We start from the raw sequence: 17,608 nt of genomic DNA on the forward strand, positions 1-17,608 counted from the left end.
GTGCACGGTCCGAGGCAGACGGGCAAACCGCGCGCCGGCCACCGAGTTCGCATGTCCGCCAGGGAATACAGGAGGTATCGATGACACGCAGCGAATTTGCGGAACTCCGCTACGCGGTCGGCCAGCTCCGGCAATCCATCGGCGTACTGCGCGACCACTACGGCGACGCCAGCCCCGTGCGCCGGCTGGAGAACGACCTCGAGCGCCTGGTCATCGACGCCGAGGAACTCGAGCAGTCACCGCCTCCGGAGGTGCGGCGCCAGGCGCAGGACGTCATCTACGTTCCGGACAGCAAGTCCGACGAGGCCGCATGGATGGGCGCGCAGGACGAGGGGCTCGGCTTCCACTCCCGCCCGCGAACCACGTAGGACGCGGCACTGAATTCGCGGGCCCCGCGATAACCGGCGTGGGCCCGCGAATCGGCATGTGTGGCGGATCGGCATGCCTGTGCCCCGCACCCGGCGCCAACGCGGTTCCGGAGCGGTTGCCCACCCACCTTCGGTGCGGGTCCGGGGCGCCAGCCCGATCCGAATCGGATCGGCACACTGCCGCTGGGAGGCCGAGCCACTCCGATCACCTCTCGAGGCCACCCTGTCGCTGTGCCGATTCGCGGCAACTACCTGCCGAGCGTTTCGCTACGTCGGCGATCACCCGAGCAGGTCCAGGTCTGACGCCGTATAGGCAGACCGGGGGTCGATCTCCGCACCAGACGACACCAGGCTCAGCACACCCGGCACAGACCTCGGTCGCCGCGAATCCGAGCCCGATTCCGTGCCGCGCACAGGCGCCGAACCCTTTCCGGCTCAGCCGACTTCGACCCATTTGCGGTCCGTTCACCGCGCGCGACCACGAGCTGATCCCACCTCGAATGTGGCGCAAATCACTGGCATCTCCCCCGGCCCATATTGCCGGGACCCTGCTCATGCCATAGCAGGGGTGTCGTATGGTGCTCAGCATCACATTCGATTGCGGAGGTAACGATGGCCACCCGCACACAAGATCAGCGAGGCATCCCAGTGAATGCCGCACCCACCGCCGCCCCGGACACGGGCACCGGCGTATTCAGCAAAACAAGGGCCCGAATCTCGGAACGCACGTTGCGCACCGACCGATGGTGGATCCCGCCACTGTTCACGGTGCTCGGACTCGCCGCGTTCGTCATCTACGCAACGATCAGATCGTATGTGCGCACGGCATATTGGGTTCCGGACTACCACTACCTGACCCCGTTCTACTCACCATGCCTGAGCACCTCGTGCGTCGAGGGATCCAGCCATTTCGGCACCCCGTTGGGCGAGCTGCCCGAGATCCTGCCGCTCGGGTTCGTGGCGCTGCCTTTCCTGCTCGGCTTCCGGCTGACCTGCTACTACTACCGCAAGGCCTACTACCGCGCGGTGTGGTTCTCCCCGCCCGCCTGCGCCGTGGCCGAGCCGCACGCCGAGTACACCGGCGAGACCAGGCTGCCGCTGATCATCCAGAACGCCCACCGCTACTTCTTCTATGTGGCCCTGGTGGTTTCGGTGATCAACACCTACGACGCCATCGTCGCGTTCCACGGCAAGACCGGCGGATTCGGTTTCGGCCTCGGCAATATCGTGCTGCTGGGCAACGTGATCTTGCTCTGGGCCTACACGCTGTCGTGCCACTCGTGCAGGCACATCGCGGGCGGGCGGCTCAAGCACTTCTCCGCGCACCCGGTGCGCTACTGGTTCTGGACCCAGGTCTCCAAGCTCAACACCCGGCACATGGCGCTGGCCTGGACCACCCTCGGCACGCTCGTGCTGACCGACTTCTACGTCATGTTGGTTGCCAGCAACACGATTTCGGACCTGCGGTTCATCGACTGACCGCCTCACTGAGGAGTTCTCTGCATGGCAGAAGTGGAACGGCACAACTACGACGTCGTCGTGATCGGAGCGGGCGGCGCCGGACTGCGTGCGGTGATCGAGGCCAGGGAGCACGGGCTGTCCGTCGCGGTGGTGTGCAAGTCGCTGTTCGGTAAGGCGCACACCGTGATGGCCGAAGGCGGCTGCGCCGCGTCGATGGGCAATGCCAACGAAAAAGACAACTGGCAGGTCCATTTCAAGGACACGATGCGGGGCGGCAAGTTTCTGAACAACTGGCGCATGGCCGAACTGCATGCCCAGGAGGCGCCCGACCGGGTGTGGGAACTGGAAACCTATGGGGCCCTGTTTGATCGGACTCCGGACGGCCGGATCAGCCAGCGCAATTTCGGCGGCCACACCTACCCCCGGCTCGCCCACGTCGGCGACCGGACCGGTCTCGAGATCATCCGCACCATGCAGCAGAAGATCGTCGCGCTGCAGCAGGAGGATTTCGCGGCGACCGGCGACTACGAGTCGCGGATCAAGGTGTTCGCCGAGTGCACCATCACCGAATTGCTCAAGGACGGCGACCGGATTTCCGGCGCGTTCGGCTACTGGCGCGAATCCGGCCGCTTCATCTTGTTCGAGACACCGGCGGTGGTACTGGCGACCGGCGGCATCGGCAAGTCGTACAAGGTGACCTCGAACTCCTGGGAGTACACCGGCGACGGGCACGCGCTCGCGCTGCGCGCCGGCGCGACGCTGATCAACATGGAGTTCCTGCAATTCCACCCGACCGGCATGGTCTGGCCGCCCAGTGTGAAGGGCATCCTGGTCACCGAGGGCGTGCGCGGCGACGGCGGAGTGCTGAAGAACACCGAGGGCAAGCGGTTCATGTTCGACTATATTCCGCCGGTCTTCAAGGGTCAGTACGCCGAGACCGAGGAGGAGGCCGATCAGTGGTTGCGCGACAACGATTCCGCGCGCCGCACTCCGGACCTACTGCCGCGTGACGAGGTCGCGCGCGCGATCAACGAGGAGGTCAAGGCGGGCCGCGGCACCGAACACGGCGGCGTCTACCTCGATATCGCGTCCCGGATGGCCGCCGAGGAGATCGTGCGGCGGCTTCCGTCGATGCATCACCAGTTCAAAGAGCTCGCGGACGTCGACATCACCAAGGAGCCGATGGAGGTCGGGCCGACCTGCCACTACGTGATGGGCGGAGTCGAGGTCGATCCGGACACCGGCGCGGCCACGGTGCCCGGCCTGTTCGCCGCGGGTGAGTGTTCCGGCGGCATGCACGGGTCGAATCGGCTCGGCGGCAACTCACTGTCGGACCTGCTGGTGTTCGGCCGCCGGGCCGGACTCGGCGCCGCCGCTTACGTGGAGGGCCTCGCCGACCGGCCGTCGGTCTCCGAGGACGACGTCTCGAAGGCCGCGAAGGACGCCTTGGCGCCCTTCGATCCCCCCACGGATGGCAACGGCGAGAACCCCTACACCTTGCACACCGATCTGCAGCAGTCGATGAACGACCTGGTCGGCATCATCCGCAAGGAACACGAGGTGCGCGAGGCGATCGGGAAACTCGCCGAGCTGCGCGACCGATTCCGGCACGTGACCGTGGAGGGCCATCGCCAGTTCAATCCGGGCTGGCATCTCGCGCTCGATATGCAGAACATGCTGCTGGTCAGCGAATGCGTGGCACAGGCCGCGCTGCTGCGCACCGAGAGCCGCGGCGGGCACACCCGAGACGATCACCCGTCGATGGATCCGGACTGGCGCAACAAGCTGTTGGTCTGCGCGGTGGATCCCGGCACGGCTGGCGACCCGATCCCCAACGTCACAGTGACGCGCAAGGATCAGGTTCCGATGCGTCCGGATCTGCTCGCCCTTTTCGATCTCGGCGAGCTCGAAAAGTACTACACCCCGGCGGAACTCGCCGGGCACCCGGCCACTGCCGGGAATTCGACGGAGCGAGAGGCGTAACGATGGGTTACGACGCCAAATTCCGCGTATGGCGCGGCGATCTCGATGGTGGGGAACTGCACGACTTCACCGTGCTGGTGAACGAGGGCGAGGTGGTGCTGGATATCATCCACCGGTTACAGGCCACGCAGGCGCCCGACTTGGCCGTGCGCTGGAACTGTAAGGCAGGCAAGTGCGGTTCCTGTTCGGCGGAGGTGAACGGGCGTCCGCGTCTGCTGTGTATGACACGGATGTCCACCTTCGCCGAGGACGAGGTGATCACGGTGACGCCGATGCGCACGTTCCCCGTGATCAAGGACTTGGTGACCGACGTGTCCTTCAACTATGAGAAGGCGAGGGAGATACCGTCGTTCACGCCGCGCGCGGATCTGAAGCCGGGCGATTACCGGATGCAGCAGGTCGACGTGGAGCGTTCGCAGGAGTTCCGCAAGTGCATCGAGTGCTTCCTGTGCCAGAACACCTGCCACGTGGTGCGCGATCACGAGGAGAACAAGAAATCCTTTGCGGGACCGCGTTTTCTGATGCGGATCGCCGAGTTGGAGATGCATCCGCTGGATGTCGCCGACCGCAGGGACTTGGCGCAGGATGAGCAGGGGCTCGGCTTGTGCAATATCACCAAGTGCTGCACCGAGGTCTGCCCCGAGCACATCAAGATCACCGACAACGCGCTGATTCCGCTGAAGGAACGGGTTGCCGATCGGAGATACGATCCGCTGGTGTGGTTGGGCAACAAGCTGTTTCGTCGTTGATACCCCGTGGAAGACCGGCCGGGATCACCCCGGCCGGTCGGCGCACCCTATAGCATTGCCACTACACCGAGGGCCACGATCCAGACCAGCAGACCGACGAGCAACGCCGTCAGGACCGAGCTGGTGAGGATGAAAACACCGATCGCCGATACCGCGAACAGCAACGCAACGATCAGCCATTCCACCCAATCGCCCGGCTGTAGTTTCTTGTACCGGGGATGGGAACTCTTGAGCCCACGGTCCACAAAGAAGGTCTACCCGTAATCAGGCGGGGCAAACGTGGTTTCGTTGTCGAATCTGTGTCATTTCGTGATCTTTAAGTGCAGATTCGATCACTTCACGCGGCACGACCTGGATTTTTGGGGAGATGTGACCGTGGGCCCGGCAGCTCTTCGGTCGCCGCCGGGCCGCGGTGATCACTTCGGGCGATCGAACTCACCGTCGTGCACACCAGCGGTGAAAGCGGCCCACTCGCCCGGCGTGAAAACCAGCACCGGTCCGTCGGGGTCCTTCCCGTTGCGGAGACCCACGTGCCCATCGGCGAGCAGCGCAACCTCCACACTGTCGTTGCCCGAGTCTTCCCCTGCCTTCCGCCACACGGCGTTGGTCAGATCGATGTTCGCGTTGCCTTGAATACTCATGACGTCACCTCGCCAGCGCTCCGCGCCGCCGTGCGCATGGCGCGCTGTGTCGATGGTTCGCTCGCAAGCTCGCTCACGACATGGACTCCTTCGCTATCTACCAGGGCAGAGGTCTACGGACCGGAAATCTCGGTACACCGCGCTCGACGCGCGCCCGATCGTACCGCCGCCACCGGCACTGTCCGGTGTACAACCGAGCAGATCTCCGGTCACCTGGCCCCACCTGCCGAACGCACACTTCACCGACGGTGCCGGGCCGGATCCGCCCAAGCGCGGATGGCCGCGACCACCACATGACCGGACGGGCGGAAATGATTGCGCGGCGGCACTATCCAGCGGCGTATGGAGCCGACCGCCGCCGTCGGAGACGGCAACGCGATCGTCGATCCGGTGCGAACGACCGATACGTCCAACCGGAACAGCTCGGCGAACAGCCGCGTATCGCTTTCGGGCAGGTCCGGAGTGATCAGGAACGTCCACCGGTTCGAGCGCGGATGCGCGAGGATCGGGCCGAGTGGGATGCTCCTGCTCTGCATATGCGCCTTGACCGCTTGGCCCAAACTGCTCGGCATCGTCAACGCCCACACCGATCCGGCACGCATCACGATCCGGCCGAGTTCGGGAGGGTCGACGACGGCGGGCAGATCACACTCCCGCCGATAGAACTGGCATCGGGACCGCGGTGTATCCCCGAGTGGCATCTGATCCACTGACAACCCCCTGCTGCTGTGTGGTTCGACAATGTGCGCCGGCCATACCGAATCCGTATGGCGGCTTCATGCGATGCACCAGTGCGGGGATTGCGGTGGTGGTTTCAAACGTGGCGCGGGTCACTCCAGTGTCCATTGTTCATCGTGAGAGGAACCGATAAAGAATGGGCAAAACTGGGGAAAATGAAGAACGCCGATATGCAGACGGGCTGGCTCAGTGCCAGCTGTGGTCGGTGAGGGGAGTGCGGGGGGCGAACTTCGGTTTGTGAAAGTGGCCGCCGATCTCGAGCAGGCGGATCGCCCGATAGCGATGCGGGCGTAGCGGTTCCAGGTATTCCACCATCGCGTCGTCATCAATCGGTCGGCCGAGCAGGGTCCAACCGACTGTGGCGGCCAGGTTGTAGTCGCCGACCGACAGCGCGTCCGCGTCGCCGAACGCCCGCTGCGCGATCTCCGCGGCGGTCCACACCCCGATACCTGGAACGGTGCGCAGCATGCGCTCCGCCTCGGCCGGATCCACCCGCGCCGCACGCTCGAGTGAATCGGCCACCCTGGCCGCGCGCACGATGGTCTGCGCCCGCTGTGGGCCGACATTCGCCCGGTGGTAGGTCCAGGACGGAATCCGCCGCCACGTATCGGCGTCCGGTGCCAGCCGCATGCCCTCAGGCGCGGGACCCGGTGCGGGTTCGCCGAACTGCCGCACCAGTTTTCGCCATGACGCCCGCGCTGAGATGCTGTGCACTTTCTGTTCCAGCACGGCGGGCACCAGGGCCTCGAACACCAGGCCCGTACGCAGCATGCGCAGACCTGGGAAACGACGGTGCGCCTCGACGAGCTTCGGATGATCCGGGGCAAACGTCGAGATGTCCTCGTTCACACACAGCATGTGCTCGAGTCCGTCCAGGAACTCCGCCGCGCCGGAGCCCCAGGCGCGGGCCTGCACCGTGCACGGACCTGACTGGGTCAATCGGTAGGTGACCGGCCCGGTCGGCAGGCGAGAGGCGTGCCAGTGCGCGCCATCGCCCGTCACCCGGTGACATGGGTCGCCGCTGCCCCGGCCGAGCGGAGCGAGGGTGCTCGCCAGATCGATCGGCCGATCCGCCGTCACGGTCCGGCACGCTCCCGGCTCGGCCATCGCAGTGCGCACGGCATCATTCTGCCCCTATGCGCGCGCGTGTCGGCGTCCGCCTCTGTGTAACGGCGCTGATGGTGCGGCGATACTGATTTCGATCGGCAAATAGCTGGCAGTCGCCATGACGGAGGTTCCCGATGATCACCAACGTGCTCAACTGGTTGCTCAACGCCTGGGGCAATGTTTCCGCAGGTAGCTCGGGTTACCAGATTCCGCCTGGCACCCTGCCGTTCGGCAGCTGAGCCGAGCGGCGCACGCGCACCGAGCTCCGACGGGCACGCGAAAGGCTCACTGCCCCAAGATGAATTGCGCGAGATGCCGCCCTCGTCGCCCGGCCAGGGCAGTGGCCTGGGTACGGCAGGAGAAGCCGTCGGCGAGGACGACCGCGTCCTCGTCGGCGGCGCGCAGCGCGGGCAGCATGCCGTTCTCGGCTACCGCGACCGAAATGTCGTAATGGCCGAGCTGCATGCCGAAGTTTCCTGCCAGACCGCAACATCCGATGATTTCCGTCACCAGCACCCCCATGCTGGCTAATAGTTGGCGATCAGCCTCGAAGCCGAGCATCGCATGCTGGTGACAATGCGGCTGGACCACCACGGACTGTCCGGTCCGAGCCGGCGGGCGCCAGCTCGGCTGCTCGGCGAGAAATTCGGCGAGGGTGCGCACCGCGGCGGCGATCGCGGCCGACCGCGGGTCGTCCGGCAGCAGTTCCGGCAGGTCGGCACGCAAGACCGCGGTGCAGGACGGTTCGAGACCGACGACGATGCCGCCCGCGGCGACGTGTTCGGCCAGTGCGGCCACGGTGGCGCGCAGCCGTGCGCGGGCACTGTCGAGCTGCCCCGTGCTGATCCAGGTGAGCCCACAGCAGACGCCGCGCTCGGGGATCCGGACGCGGTAGCCCAGAGCGGTCAGCAGCCGCGCTGCGGCCAGCGCGATCTCCGGGTCGAAGGCGTTGGTGAAGGTATCGATCCACAGCATCACGTCGCCGGAGCCGGTCTCGGTGCCCGGTTCCTCGGGCGCGTAGGCGGACTCGGCGAGCAAGGCGCCCTCGTCCAGATCACGCCAGATCCGGCGGAAGGTGCGCTCGGCCAACCGCGGAACGGTGCGGCGCGGGTCGATGCCCGCAACACGCAAACCCATGCGACGCAGCGCGGACCGACCGGCCAACGCGTTGACCAGGCGCGGCATCCGAGTCGCGACGGTCAGCCACCGAGGCAACCAGCCCAGCGAGTAGTGATCGATCGGACGCGGCCGGCGACGGTAACGGCGGTACAGCGTCTCCGACTTGTAGGTGGCCATGTCCACCCCCGCCGGGCAGTCCGACCGGCACGCCCGGCACGACAGGCAGAGATCGAGCGACTCGGCAACGGCCTCGGATGACCAGGGCAGTGCGCCGCGCACCACCTCCTGCAGGACCCTCGCCCGTCCGCGCGTGCTGTCCTTCTCATCCCGGGTGGCCTGAAAGGACGGGCACATGAAACCACCGTCGGCGCGGCACTTGCCGACGCCGACGCAACGATGGACCGCCACGCCGATATCGCCGTCGTCGTGTGGGAAGGCGTAACCGTCCGTCGTTCGGACCGGGGGTAGCCCGGCGAGTCGCAGATCGGCGTCCACCGGGCGCGGCGCGACGAGCACACCGGGATTCAGCACGTGGTCGGGGTCGAACAGCGCCTTGTATCCGGCGAAGACGTCGAGTGCCGCAGGGGAGTACATCACCGAGAGCAGCTCCGAGCGGGCCCGGCCGTCACCGTGCTCGCCGGAGAGCGAACCGCCATAACGGACGACCAGCTCCGCCGCGTCGAACAGGAAAGCACGAAACCGCCGCGGCGCGTCCACGATCGGAAGATCGAGCCGGACGTGGATGCAGCCGTCGCCGATGTGCCCGTAGAGCAACCCGTCCACGCCGTGGTCACGGGTCAGCGCGGCGAAATCGCGCAGGTAGGCACCGAGCCGCTCGGGTGGGACGGCCGCGTCCTCCCAGCCGGGCCAAGCGGGGCGGCCATCGGGTGTGCGACCGGCCAGCCCGGCTCCGTCGGCACGGATCTGCCAGAGCGCGGCGGCGGTACCGGGATCGGTGACGATCCTGCTGTCGAGCGCGCCCGCCGTCCGGCACAACCGCTGCGCGATGGCCACCGCGTCGGCCTGCGTCGCGCCGGCGGTCTCCACGAACAGCCATCCGCCGCCCCTTGGCAGGTCCGGGACGAAACCCCGGTGCGCGCGGACGACATCGACCAGGCGCGCGTCGATGCCTTCCACCGCGATCGGCACGCAGGACATCACCGCGGCCACGTCATCGGCCGCGGTGGCGATATCGGGGTAGCCGAGCACCGTGAGCACGGTCGCCGGAGGCAGCGCGACCAACTCGACCGTGGCGTCCAGCAACAGGCCACAAGTGCCCTCGCTACCGACGAACGCCTTGGCGGCCGACGCGCCACGCTCGGGTAGCAGATGCTCCAAGCCGTAACCGGACGCCTGGCGGTCGAACCGCCCCAGATCGGTGCGCAATACCGCCAGATGCGCCCTGGTGAATTCCGATAGGCCCGGTACCGCGGACAAATCCGCTGCCAGCGTGCGTTCGGTGCCGATGCCGTCCAGGATGCGCACTTCGCGCACGGTGTCGGCGGTGCGGCCCCAGGCAACGGCCCGCGGTCCGCAGGCGTTGTTGCCGATCATGCCGCCGAGCGTGCAGCGACTCTGCGTCGAGGGATCGGGTCCGAAGCGCACGCCGTGCGGGCGAGCGACGCGCTGCAACTCCGACAGCACCACGCCCGGCTGCACCGTGACGACGCGCGCGTCCGGATCGATGGCCCCGATCCGGTTCATGTGCCTGCTGAAATCGAGCACGAGCCCGGGACCGATAGCGTTCCCCGCCACCGAGGTTCCACCGCCGCGCGCGGTCACCGGGAAGCCGTGCTCGCGGGCGAATTCCAGGGTGGCCACGACGTCCTCATCGATGCGCGGGAAGACGACCGCGGCCGGGCGAACCCGATAGTTCGACGCGTCCGAGGAGTACTCCGCGCGACGGCGCTCGGAGGTGTCGACCTCACCCGCGATCCTGCCGCGCAGTGCCGCCATCCGGTTCTCGGTCACCTCGCCAAGCCTAGGCTGTGTTCGATTTGCAGCGCCTGCGGCGCTGCGGGTTCGCGGCCCCCTTGTGGCTCGCGTCCGAGCGACCGCCGCTGGCGACTTCGTCGCGCTTCGCTCGAAAACGGCAGTGGGTCCGAGTGGTGGCGCAGAGCCCTGACCGGCCCGCCTTCGTGTTCGCGGCTCCTGCGCGGCCAGGACCAGCGACCGCCGCTGGTGGCTTCAAGACCCGCGCGGGCAGTGCGGGGCAGGGGTAGTCGTGGCCGCGACGGTCGCTCGCACGCGAGCCAGGCCGCGACCAGGCAATGTTCGCTCTCGATTCGCTCCGGGTCGTGCCGGTGCGTTTCGGATAGGGCCGCAAATGCGGCACCAGGTGTCCGCGATGCTTTGACGACTCGCGATTGGGTGACTGGTATTTGCGAGTTCGTTGCGGTCGAGGCGGTCGCGATCCGTCGGCGCAACCGGCGCGTGGGGAATCGACTTGAACTCAACCATTGTTGAGTTCTTAGTGTCGGTGGCCAGGTCTTTGATGGGGTGGGAGTGAGAGGGAGAACAACGTGAGCATCGAATCCGTGGCGTGGAGTCAGATGTACCGGCGGGCGCACGCGCCGCGGGAACAGCGACCGTTCCGTCTTGCCACCGCCGAGCGAATCATCCGGTTCGCCGCGCCGCATCGCCGCCGGATCGGCGCGTTTCTGCTGTTCAGTGTCGTGTCGGCGATGCTGGCGGTGGCCACGCCGGTACTGGCGGGCCGGGTGGTCAACGACATCGTCGGTGGTGCGGCGCCGCGGGTCGTGGTCATCCTCGCGCTGGTGATCGGCGGGCTGGCGGTGTTCGACGCCGGGCTCGGGCTGGCGATTCGCTGGATGTCGGCACGGATCGGCGAGGGATTGATCCTCGACCTGCGCACCGCCGTGTTCGACCACGTGCAGAAGATGCCGGTCGCGTTCTTCACCCGGACCAGGACCGGTGCGCTGGTCAGCCGCTTGAACAACGACGTGATCGGTGCCCAGCGCGCATTCAGCGACACCTTGTCCGGCGTGGTGGCCAATCTGGTGACCCTGGCGCTGACGCTCGGCGTGATGGTCAGCATTTCCTGGCAGATCACGCTGCTTGCCCTGGTGCTGCTTCCAGTGTTCGTGGTGCCGGCGCGGAGGATGGGCAACCGCCTCGCCGACCTGCAACGGGAAGCCGCCCGGTTGAACGCGGCGATGAGCACCCAGATGACGGAGCGCTTCTCCGCGCCGGGCGCGACGCTGGTCAAGCTGTTCGGCCGTCCGGAGCAGGAGTCCGACGAATTCGCGCTGCGGGCGCGCCGGGTACGGGACATCGGTGTGCGCACCGCGATGCTGCAAACCGTGTTCGTCACCTCGCTCACGCTCGTGTCGGCGCTGGCGATCGCCCTGGTGTACGGCCTGGGCGGCTGGTACGCGCTGCGCGGGCAGTTGGACGCGGGCGCGGTCGTGTCGCTGTCGCTGCTGCTGACCAGGCTCTACACACCGCTGACCGCGCTGGCCAGCGCCCGAATGGAAATCATGGCCGCACTGGTGAGCTTCGAGCGGGTCTTCGAAGTGCTCGACCTGAAACCGCTGATCGAGGACGCGCCGAACGCGAAACCAGTCCCGGCCGGCCCGGTTTCGGTGGAATTGGACGAGGTGAGCTTCGGCTACCCGTCAGCCGACAAGGTGTCGCTGGCTTCGCTCGAGGAGGTGGCGAACCTGGACACTCGCGGCGGGGTGGAAGTGCTGCACGGCGTGTCATTGCGCGCCGAGCCAGGACAGCTGATCGCCCTGGTCGGCTCGTCGGGCGCGGGCAAATCGACCATCGCCCAACTGGTTTCCCGGCTCTACGACGTCGACGGCGGAGCGGTGCGCTTGAACGGCACCGACGTGCGCGAGCTGAGCACCCGGTCGCTGCGGGAGACGGTCGGACTCGTCACCCAGGACGGTCATCTGTTCCACGACACCATCCGGGCCAATCTGCTGCTCGCCCGGCCGGAAGCGACCGAGGACGAACTCTGGGACGCGCTCGGGCGCGCACGGCTGCGCGAGCTCGTCGCATCGCTGCCGGACGGGCTGGAGACGGTGGTCGGCGAGCGAGGCTACCGGCTCTCCGGCGGTGAGCGTCAGCGCCTGACCATCGCGCGTCTGCTGCTCAAGCAGCCGCACGTGGTCATCCTGGACGAGGCAACGGCGTCGCTGGACTCGACCTCGGAAGCCGCCGTGCAAGAGGCACTGTCGGAAGCACTGGACGGCAGGACCGCGTTGGTGATCGCACATCGCCTGTCCACGATCCGCGCCGCCGACCAGATCGTGGTGCTGGAGGACGGCCGGATCGTCGAGCGCGGCACGCACACTCAACTGCTGGCCGCCGACGGCCGCTACGCAGAGCTGTACCGGACCCAGTTCGCCGACGAGCCCGTTACCGTCGCGGCGTGACCGCTACCGCGCGGCGTGACCGCTACCGCGCGGCGTGACCCGCTACCGCGCGGCGTGACCGCTACCGCGCGGCGTGACCGCTACCGCGCGGCGTGACCGCTACCGCGCGGCGTGACCGCTACCGCGCGGCGTGACCGCTACCGCTGACCCGCGCTCATCGCCGGGTCAGCGGTCCCGGATTATTGGGCGGACGGATTCGCGTAGCAGGTGATATCGGTGGCCGGGAGTGTTCCCGCACCGAAGTAGGCGTTGATCGCGCTGTTCACACAGCTGCTGAGATCGGGCCGGAATGTCATGTGGATGCGGACGTCCTGCAGCGTGACCATCCGCGACTCGGAGAGATACTGATGCAGCCGGACGCCGTGGGCATAGGGTGTCCGCGGATCTCCGCTCGCCTGCACGATTAGTGCGGGAACCGAATTCCGGACGACTGTCGGAGGTTCGACGGGCCGCGGCCAGAAGGCGCACGGCTGGGTATTGCCGGCCAGCGCGCCGAACACCGGTTGGGTGGCACGGGTCTCTTCGATGTTGCGCCAGTACCAAGTCGGATCGATCGGTGCGCCGACATCACCGCAGGCGATCTGCGCCAGAGCCGAGTTCTCGTCGTCGCGCAGTGCCTGCACGATCGCGCGCAGCCGAGGCGTGCGCGATGTCGTCGGCGGCCCGCCCGCGGCGTCGGCGATCTCCCGCACGGTGGCGGCCAGCGCTTCGTTGAGCCGGAAGTTGGTCAGCAGGGCGTGCACGATGAACGGCAGCCAGTGATCGTTGATCGCGAATCCATCGATGACGATCGGCTGACGGGCGGCGAGCCGTACGAGTTCCTCGATCTTGGCTCGCACCTGCTGCGGCGTCGCACCGAGGTGGAATTCGTCATCCCGGACGGCGACCCACCCGGCCCAGTCGTCGAGCGCGATCTCGTCTGCCGGACCCCAATCCTGCACCAGGCCGGTCCAATACCGGTCTGGATCGATCGCGCTGTCGAGCACCACTCGATCACTGCGCTCCGGGAACATCTGGGTGAACACGGCACCGAGGTAGGTACCGTAGGACAAGCCGTAGAAGTTGATCGTGCGCTCACCGAGCGCTGCGCGCACGATATCGATATCCCGCGCGGTGTTGCGCGTGGTGAACTGCCGCATCGTGATCGGATCACGAATCAGGCAGGACGCGGCCATACCCGCGGACTGCACGGTATCGTGGGCGAACCCCAGCACATCCAGCCCCGCGGATCGGACCATCTCGCCGACCGGCCATCCGCACCGCGGACTCCTACCGGACGCGCCGACTCCGCGCGGATCCATGCCGATCAGGTCGTAGCTCGCCAACACCTCCGGCGACAGCACGTCACCGAGCAGATCCACACTGTCCAGGCCCTGTCCACCGGGGCCGCCCGGATTGGACAGCAGAATGCCACGGCGCCGCGCCGGATCCGCGGCCTTTACCCGCGAAATCGCCACGCTCATCGTGCGATCTCCGGGCTTGCTGTAGTCGAGCGGCACCAGCACATCCGCGCACTCGCCACCCGCCTTGTCGAGGTTCTCGACACCGCAGGGTTTCCACTCGAGCCGCTGCTGATAGAACCGGTCCAACTCGACGGGATGCGTTTCGTCAACCGGCTCGGCCTGGCTGTAGGCGGGCACAGCCACCAGCACGGACACCGCCAGTACCGCTACTGAACGCCAGAACAGCTTCGCTGACAACAGACTTCGCCTCTCGACTGGAGCGAACATGCGGGTTGTTGCGCAGTGAACCGTATCGGATCAGGGCCGCGGTGGTGGCAACCCATACCCACTCGGGCAGAGTCAGCCCGGCGATCAGGTGTTGCGACGCGCGTCGAGTCCGTCCAGCACGCGGTCCAGCCCATAGCGGAACTTGCACTCGCGCAGTTGTTCCGGGTCCTGGTCCCAATCCTCCTGGACTCGCGGAAACGCCCGCGCGGCCTCTTCGGCGGCAGGACGCAGTTCGGCGAGCCACTCCTGCTCGGTCTTTCCACTGCGGACCAGCAGACTCAGATATGCCGCCTCGGAGATGCCCATGCCGACCACATAGCTGATTACGGTGCCGATGCCGTCCCTCGCCTCGTCGACGGGGAAGCCTCCCGCTTCGAACAGCCCGACCATGCGATCGTTGAGCCGCATGACATTCGGGCCCAAGTAGGACAGCCCGACCTGGCCGAGCGTCGAGGCCATCCATGGGTGCCGCAGGATCATCGCGCGCAGGCTCATCGCGCACTCCCGTGTCGCCGTCCGCCACTGCGCCGGATCGCCGATCTCCGGAACGCTGATCTCGCCGTAGACCTCGTCGACCACCAGCTCGATCAGTTCGTCGCGATTGGCCACATGACGGTAGAGCGAGGTGGCGCCCGCGTTCAGGCGCGCGCCGAGCTGGCGCATGCTCAGCGCGTCCATTCCCTCGGTGTCCAGCAGCGCCACCGCCTCGGCCACGATCTGTTCCCTGGTCAGAGCCGGTTGTTCGCGGCCGCGCCGGGGGCGCGTCCACACCGAACCCACCGGCTGTTTCTCCGCGGGCATGCCCACTCCTTCCGTCGCCGTCAGCGTAGCGCACGCCGTTCGCAACTGCGAACGGCGACCTGCGAACGATGTTCGCGGCACCACGGGAGTTGATGCGTTTCTGATCATCCCGGGTGGAACAGTCAGGAGGGCCCACAGCGACAGCCACCGTCACCGTCACCGAGCTCACTCCCGCCGAACTTCACCGGTTCAACGGCAACGGGAGGCTCGGACCGAAGTTGTTCGCGATGGACGGCGTCGCTCCGGTCTTGGTCCGCATCGATATGTCAACGACATGGCTGCCGATCCAGTGGCAGAACCACGCCGATCTCGGGTGACTTTCAGAACTCGCCCGCGACGCCCAGTACCGTTCGGCCCGAGTGGGTCCCGTTCTTGATCGACTGCAGCACCCGCTCCGCCTCGGTGACCGGCGCGTAGCTCTCCAGAGCCGAAAGATGCTGCGGGCGAAGCTCATTGGCGATCCTGGTCCACAGCTCGGCACGCCGCTCGATGGGCACGTTGACCGAATCGATGCCCAGCAGCGCGACCCCGCGCAGGATGAACGGCATCACGCTGGTGGGCAGCTCGGATCCACCGGTGAGGCCGCTGACCGCGACCGCACCGCCGTAGCCGATCGCGCTGAGAATGTAGGCGAGCGAAGTACCGCCGACGCTGTCCACCGCCGCGGCCCAGCGGGCCTTGGTCAGCGGTCGAAGCTTGGCGGTCGGGTCCTCTGGCAGGCGGCCGATCACCTCATTGGCGCCCAGTTCGCTGAGCAAATCGTCCGCGTCGGTCTTGCCGGTCGAGGCGATGACCTCGAAGCCGAGGTGCGACAGGATATCCACGCTCACGCTGCCCACACCGCCGGTCGCGCCGGTGACCAGCACCGGGCCGTCATCCGGGGTGAGTCCGCGTTCGAGCAGGGCCTGCACGCTCAGCGCCGCGGTGAAGCCGGCGGTACCGATCGCCGCGGCGTCGCGCGTATCCAGCTGATCGAGCTTGACGATCCAGTCGGCGGGCACCCTGGCGTATTCGGCGAAACCGCCGTTGTGGGAGACACCGAGTTCGTAACCGTGCGCGATCACCAGGTCGCCCGGGGAGAAATCGTCGACGGCGGATTCGACCACCTCGCCGCTGAGGTCGATGCCCGGCACGATCGGGTAGTTGCGGACCACGCCGCCACCCTTGGTGATCGCCAAACCATCTTTGTAGTTCGCGCTCGAGTAGTGCACTTTGATCGTCACGTCGCCCGGTCCGAGGAATTCCTCGTCGACCTGCCGACGGGTCAGGTCGATCCCGCTATCCGATTCCTGTGCCACCATCGCCCAGAATTCCATGCGACGAGCATACGAGGGTCCGGACGGGTCCGGGCGCTACTACGGCACGAGTTCCAGGCGGACGCCGAGCAGACGAACCGGCCGGTCGAGCTCGAACCGGTCGACGATGCGCACCGCGGTCTCGGCGATCCGAGCGACGTCGATGGTCGGTTCGGGCAGCTTTTCCTGCTTGCTTCGGGTGTAGAAGGTGTTGGTGCGAACCGTTACGGAGACCCGGGTGCCGATCCGGCCCGCGGCGGCCATCTCTTCGGCGACCTCGGTGGCCAGCCGCGCGACCTGGGCACGAATCTCGCCGGGATGGGTCAGGTCGCGCGGAAATGTCTCGGATTTACTGCGGCCAACGGGTATTCGCGGTTCGGTGGTGACATCGGTGTCGCCCTTGCCGTGTCCCAGCACCCAGAGATAAGGGCCGGTATTCGGACCGAACTCGGCGGCGAGCCGCTGCCGGTCGGCCGCCATCAGCTCGCCGACCGTGTGGATGCCGAGCTCGGCGAGGCGGGCCGCGATCCGATTGCCGATTCCCCAGAGCGCGTTGGTCGGGCGGTGGGCCATCACTTCGATCCAGTTCGCGGCGGTGAGCCGGAAGACGCCCGCGGCGGCGCCGGAGTCCACGGCCGGTTCGGCCGACGACTTGCCCGCCGACTTGGCGAACCCGGTGGCGAGCTTGGCGGTGAGCTTGTTGTCGCCGATACCGATCGAGCAGGTCAGCTCCAAGCCGGCGATGGCGCCGCGGACCTGCTGTGCGAGCGTCTCGGGGTCGTCGGTGTCGACGGCGAGGAACGCCTCGTCCCAGCCCCACACCTCGACCCGGCCGGGAAACGTCCGCAGCAGTGCCATCACCTCGTCGGAGGCGTCCTCGTAGGCGGCCATGTCCAGGGGCAGGAAAATGCCGTCCGGGCATTTGCGCTGTGCGCTGCGCAACGGCATCCCGGCCCGTACCCCGAACGCGCGCGCCGGGTAGGACGCGCAGGTCACCACCTTGCGCGGTTCGGTCGGATCACCGTGCCCGCCGACGATGACCGGCAGCTCCCGCAGTTCCGGATGACGGCGGAACTCCACCGCCGCCTGGAACTGATCGAGGTCGACGTGCAACAGCCATCTGGCCACATCCCGTTCTTACCGCAGCCCTCCGACACGCTGCGGGAATTCCGGCGCTATGCGGCAAACCGGCACAGCCTTGTGCGTGGCAGAA

Annotated in this window: 15 protein-coding genes; 6 read left to right on the forward strand and 9 right to left on the reverse strand. The window is 67.1% G+C overall.

Going from position 1 to position 17,608, the window contains the following annotated elements:
* Nucleotides 1-80 precede the first annotated feature (80 nt).
* The 4 genes from AB0M45_RS04015 to AB0M45_RS04030 all read left to right on the forward strand — a co-directional run bounded on the left by AB0M45_RS04015 (nucleotide 81) and on the right by AB0M45_RS04030 (nucleotide 4,561).
* Nucleotides 81-368 carry a hypothetical protein gene (locus tag AB0M45_RS04015; RefSeq protein WP_364322677.1) on the forward strand — a complete coding sequence of 96 codons (288 nt, stop codon included), beginning with the start codon at nucleotides 81-83 and terminating at the stop codon, nucleotides 366-368.
* Nucleotides 369-980: 612 nt separating this feature from the next.
* The gene (locus tag AB0M45_RS04020) at nucleotides 981-1,847 is read left to right on the forward strand and encodes a hypothetical protein (protein ID WP_364322679.1); all 867 of its coding nucleotides are present in this window, start codon (nucleotides 981-983) and stop codon (nucleotides 1,845-1,847) included.
* Nucleotides 1,848-1,871: 24 nt separating this feature from the next.
* Nucleotides 1,872-3,812 (forward strand): fumarate reductase/succinate dehydrogenase flavoprotein subunit, encoded by a 1,941-nt coding sequence (locus AB0M45_RS04025; RefSeq protein ID WP_364322680.1) that lies wholly within the window; start codon nucleotides 1,872-1,874, stop codon nucleotides 3,810-3,812.
* A 2-nt stretch (nucleotides 3,813-3,814) separates the two neighbouring features.
* Nucleotides 3,815-4,561: a succinate dehydrogenase/fumarate reductase iron-sulfur subunit gene (locus tag AB0M45_RS04030; RefSeq protein WP_364322681.1), complete on the forward strand. Its 747-nt coding sequence runs from the start codon at nucleotides 3,815-3,817 to the stop codon at nucleotides 4,559-4,561.
* Between the two features lie 47 nt (nucleotides 4,562-4,608).
* On the opposite strand, the gene AB0M45_RS04035 is transcribed toward AB0M45_RS04030, so the two are convergent.
* The 5 genes from AB0M45_RS04035 to AB0M45_RS04055 form a co-directional block, all read right to left on the reverse strand.
* Nucleotides 4,609-4,806, reverse strand: a complete 198-nt coding sequence (locus AB0M45_RS04035) for a hypothetical protein (protein ID WP_364322683.1) — start codon at nucleotides 4,804-4,806, stop codon at nucleotides 4,609-4,611.
* Nucleotides 4,807-4,977: 171 nt separating this feature from the next.
* Nucleotides 4,978-5,202, reverse strand: a complete 225-nt coding sequence (locus AB0M45_RS04040) for a DUF397 domain-containing protein (RefSeq protein WP_364322684.1) — start codon at nucleotides 5,200-5,202, stop codon at nucleotides 4,978-4,980.
* 239 nt (nucleotides 5,203-5,441) lie between these two features.
* Nucleotides 5,442-5,903, reverse strand: a complete 462-nt coding sequence (locus AB0M45_RS04045) for a DNA-directed RNA polymerase subunit beta (RefSeq protein WP_364322685.1) — start codon at nucleotides 5,901-5,903, stop codon at nucleotides 5,442-5,444.
* A gap of 223 nt (nucleotides 5,904-6,126) precedes the next feature.
* Nucleotides 6,127-7,047 (reverse strand): DNA-3-methyladenine glycosylase 2 family protein, encoded by a 921-nt coding sequence (locus AB0M45_RS04050; RefSeq protein WP_364323052.1) that lies wholly within the window; start codon nucleotides 7,045-7,047, stop codon nucleotides 6,127-6,129.
* A gap of 285 nt (nucleotides 7,048-7,332) precedes the next feature.
* Complete coding sequence (locus tag AB0M45_RS04055) at nucleotides 7,333-10,122, reverse strand: FAD-binding and (Fe-S)-binding domain-containing protein (protein WP_364323055.1); 2,790 nt, start codon at nucleotides 10,120-10,122, stop codon at nucleotides 7,333-7,335.
* Between the two features lie 566 nt (nucleotides 10,123-10,688).
* On the opposite strand from AB0M45_RS04055, the gene AB0M45_RS04060 reads away from it, so the two are divergent.
* Nucleotides 10,689-12,569: an ABC transporter ATP-binding protein gene (locus AB0M45_RS04060; protein ID WP_364322686.1), complete on the forward strand. Its 1,881-nt coding sequence runs from the start codon at nucleotides 10,689-10,691 to the stop codon at nucleotides 12,567-12,569.
* Nucleotides 12,570-12,748: 179 nt separating this feature from the next.
* On the opposite strand, the gene AB0M45_RS04065 is transcribed toward AB0M45_RS04060, so the two are convergent.
* Together AB0M45_RS04065 and AB0M45_RS04070 are read right to left on the reverse strand one after the other, a co-directional pair.
* Nucleotides 12,749-14,269, reverse strand: a complete 1,521-nt coding sequence (locus tag AB0M45_RS04065; RefSeq protein WP_364322687.1) for an alpha/beta hydrolase — start codon at nucleotides 14,267-14,269, stop codon at nucleotides 12,749-12,751.
* Nucleotides 14,270-14,383: 114 nt separating this feature from the next.
* Nucleotides 14,384-15,100 carry a TetR/AcrR family transcriptional regulator C-terminal domain-containing protein gene (locus AB0M45_RS04070; protein WP_364322688.1) on the reverse strand — a complete coding sequence of 239 codons (717 nt, stop codon included), beginning with the start codon at nucleotides 15,098-15,100 and terminating at the stop codon, nucleotides 14,384-14,386.
* A 113-nt stretch (nucleotides 15,101-15,213) separates the two neighbouring features.
* Between AB0M45_RS04070 and AB0M45_RS04075 the strand changes: the two genes are divergently transcribed.
* Nucleotides 15,214-15,417: a hypothetical protein gene (locus tag AB0M45_RS04075; protein WP_364322690.1), complete on the forward strand. Its 204-nt coding sequence runs from the start codon at nucleotides 15,214-15,216 to the stop codon at nucleotides 15,415-15,417.
* 3 nt (nucleotides 15,418-15,420) lie between these two features.
* Here AB0M45_RS04075 and AB0M45_RS04080 read toward each other — a convergent pair whose 3' ends face one another.
* Nucleotides 15,421-16,416, reverse strand: a complete 996-nt coding sequence (locus AB0M45_RS04080) for an oxidoreductase (RefSeq protein WP_364322692.1) — start codon at nucleotides 16,414-16,416, stop codon at nucleotides 15,421-15,423.
* A 39-nt stretch (nucleotides 16,417-16,455) separates the two neighbouring features.
* On the reverse strand, nucleotides 16,456-17,523 hold the full coding sequence (locus AB0M45_RS04085; protein WP_364322694.1) for a DNA polymerase IV: 1,068 nt from the start codon (nucleotides 17,521-17,523) through the stop codon (nucleotides 16,456-16,458).
* Between the last annotated feature and the right edge of the window lie 85 nt (nucleotides 17,524-17,608).

The organism is Nocardia sp. NPDC051787 (assembly GCF_040681325.1).
Taxonomy (GTDB): domain Bacteria; phylum Actinomycetota; class Actinomycetes; order Mycobacteriales; family Mycobacteriaceae; genus Nocardia.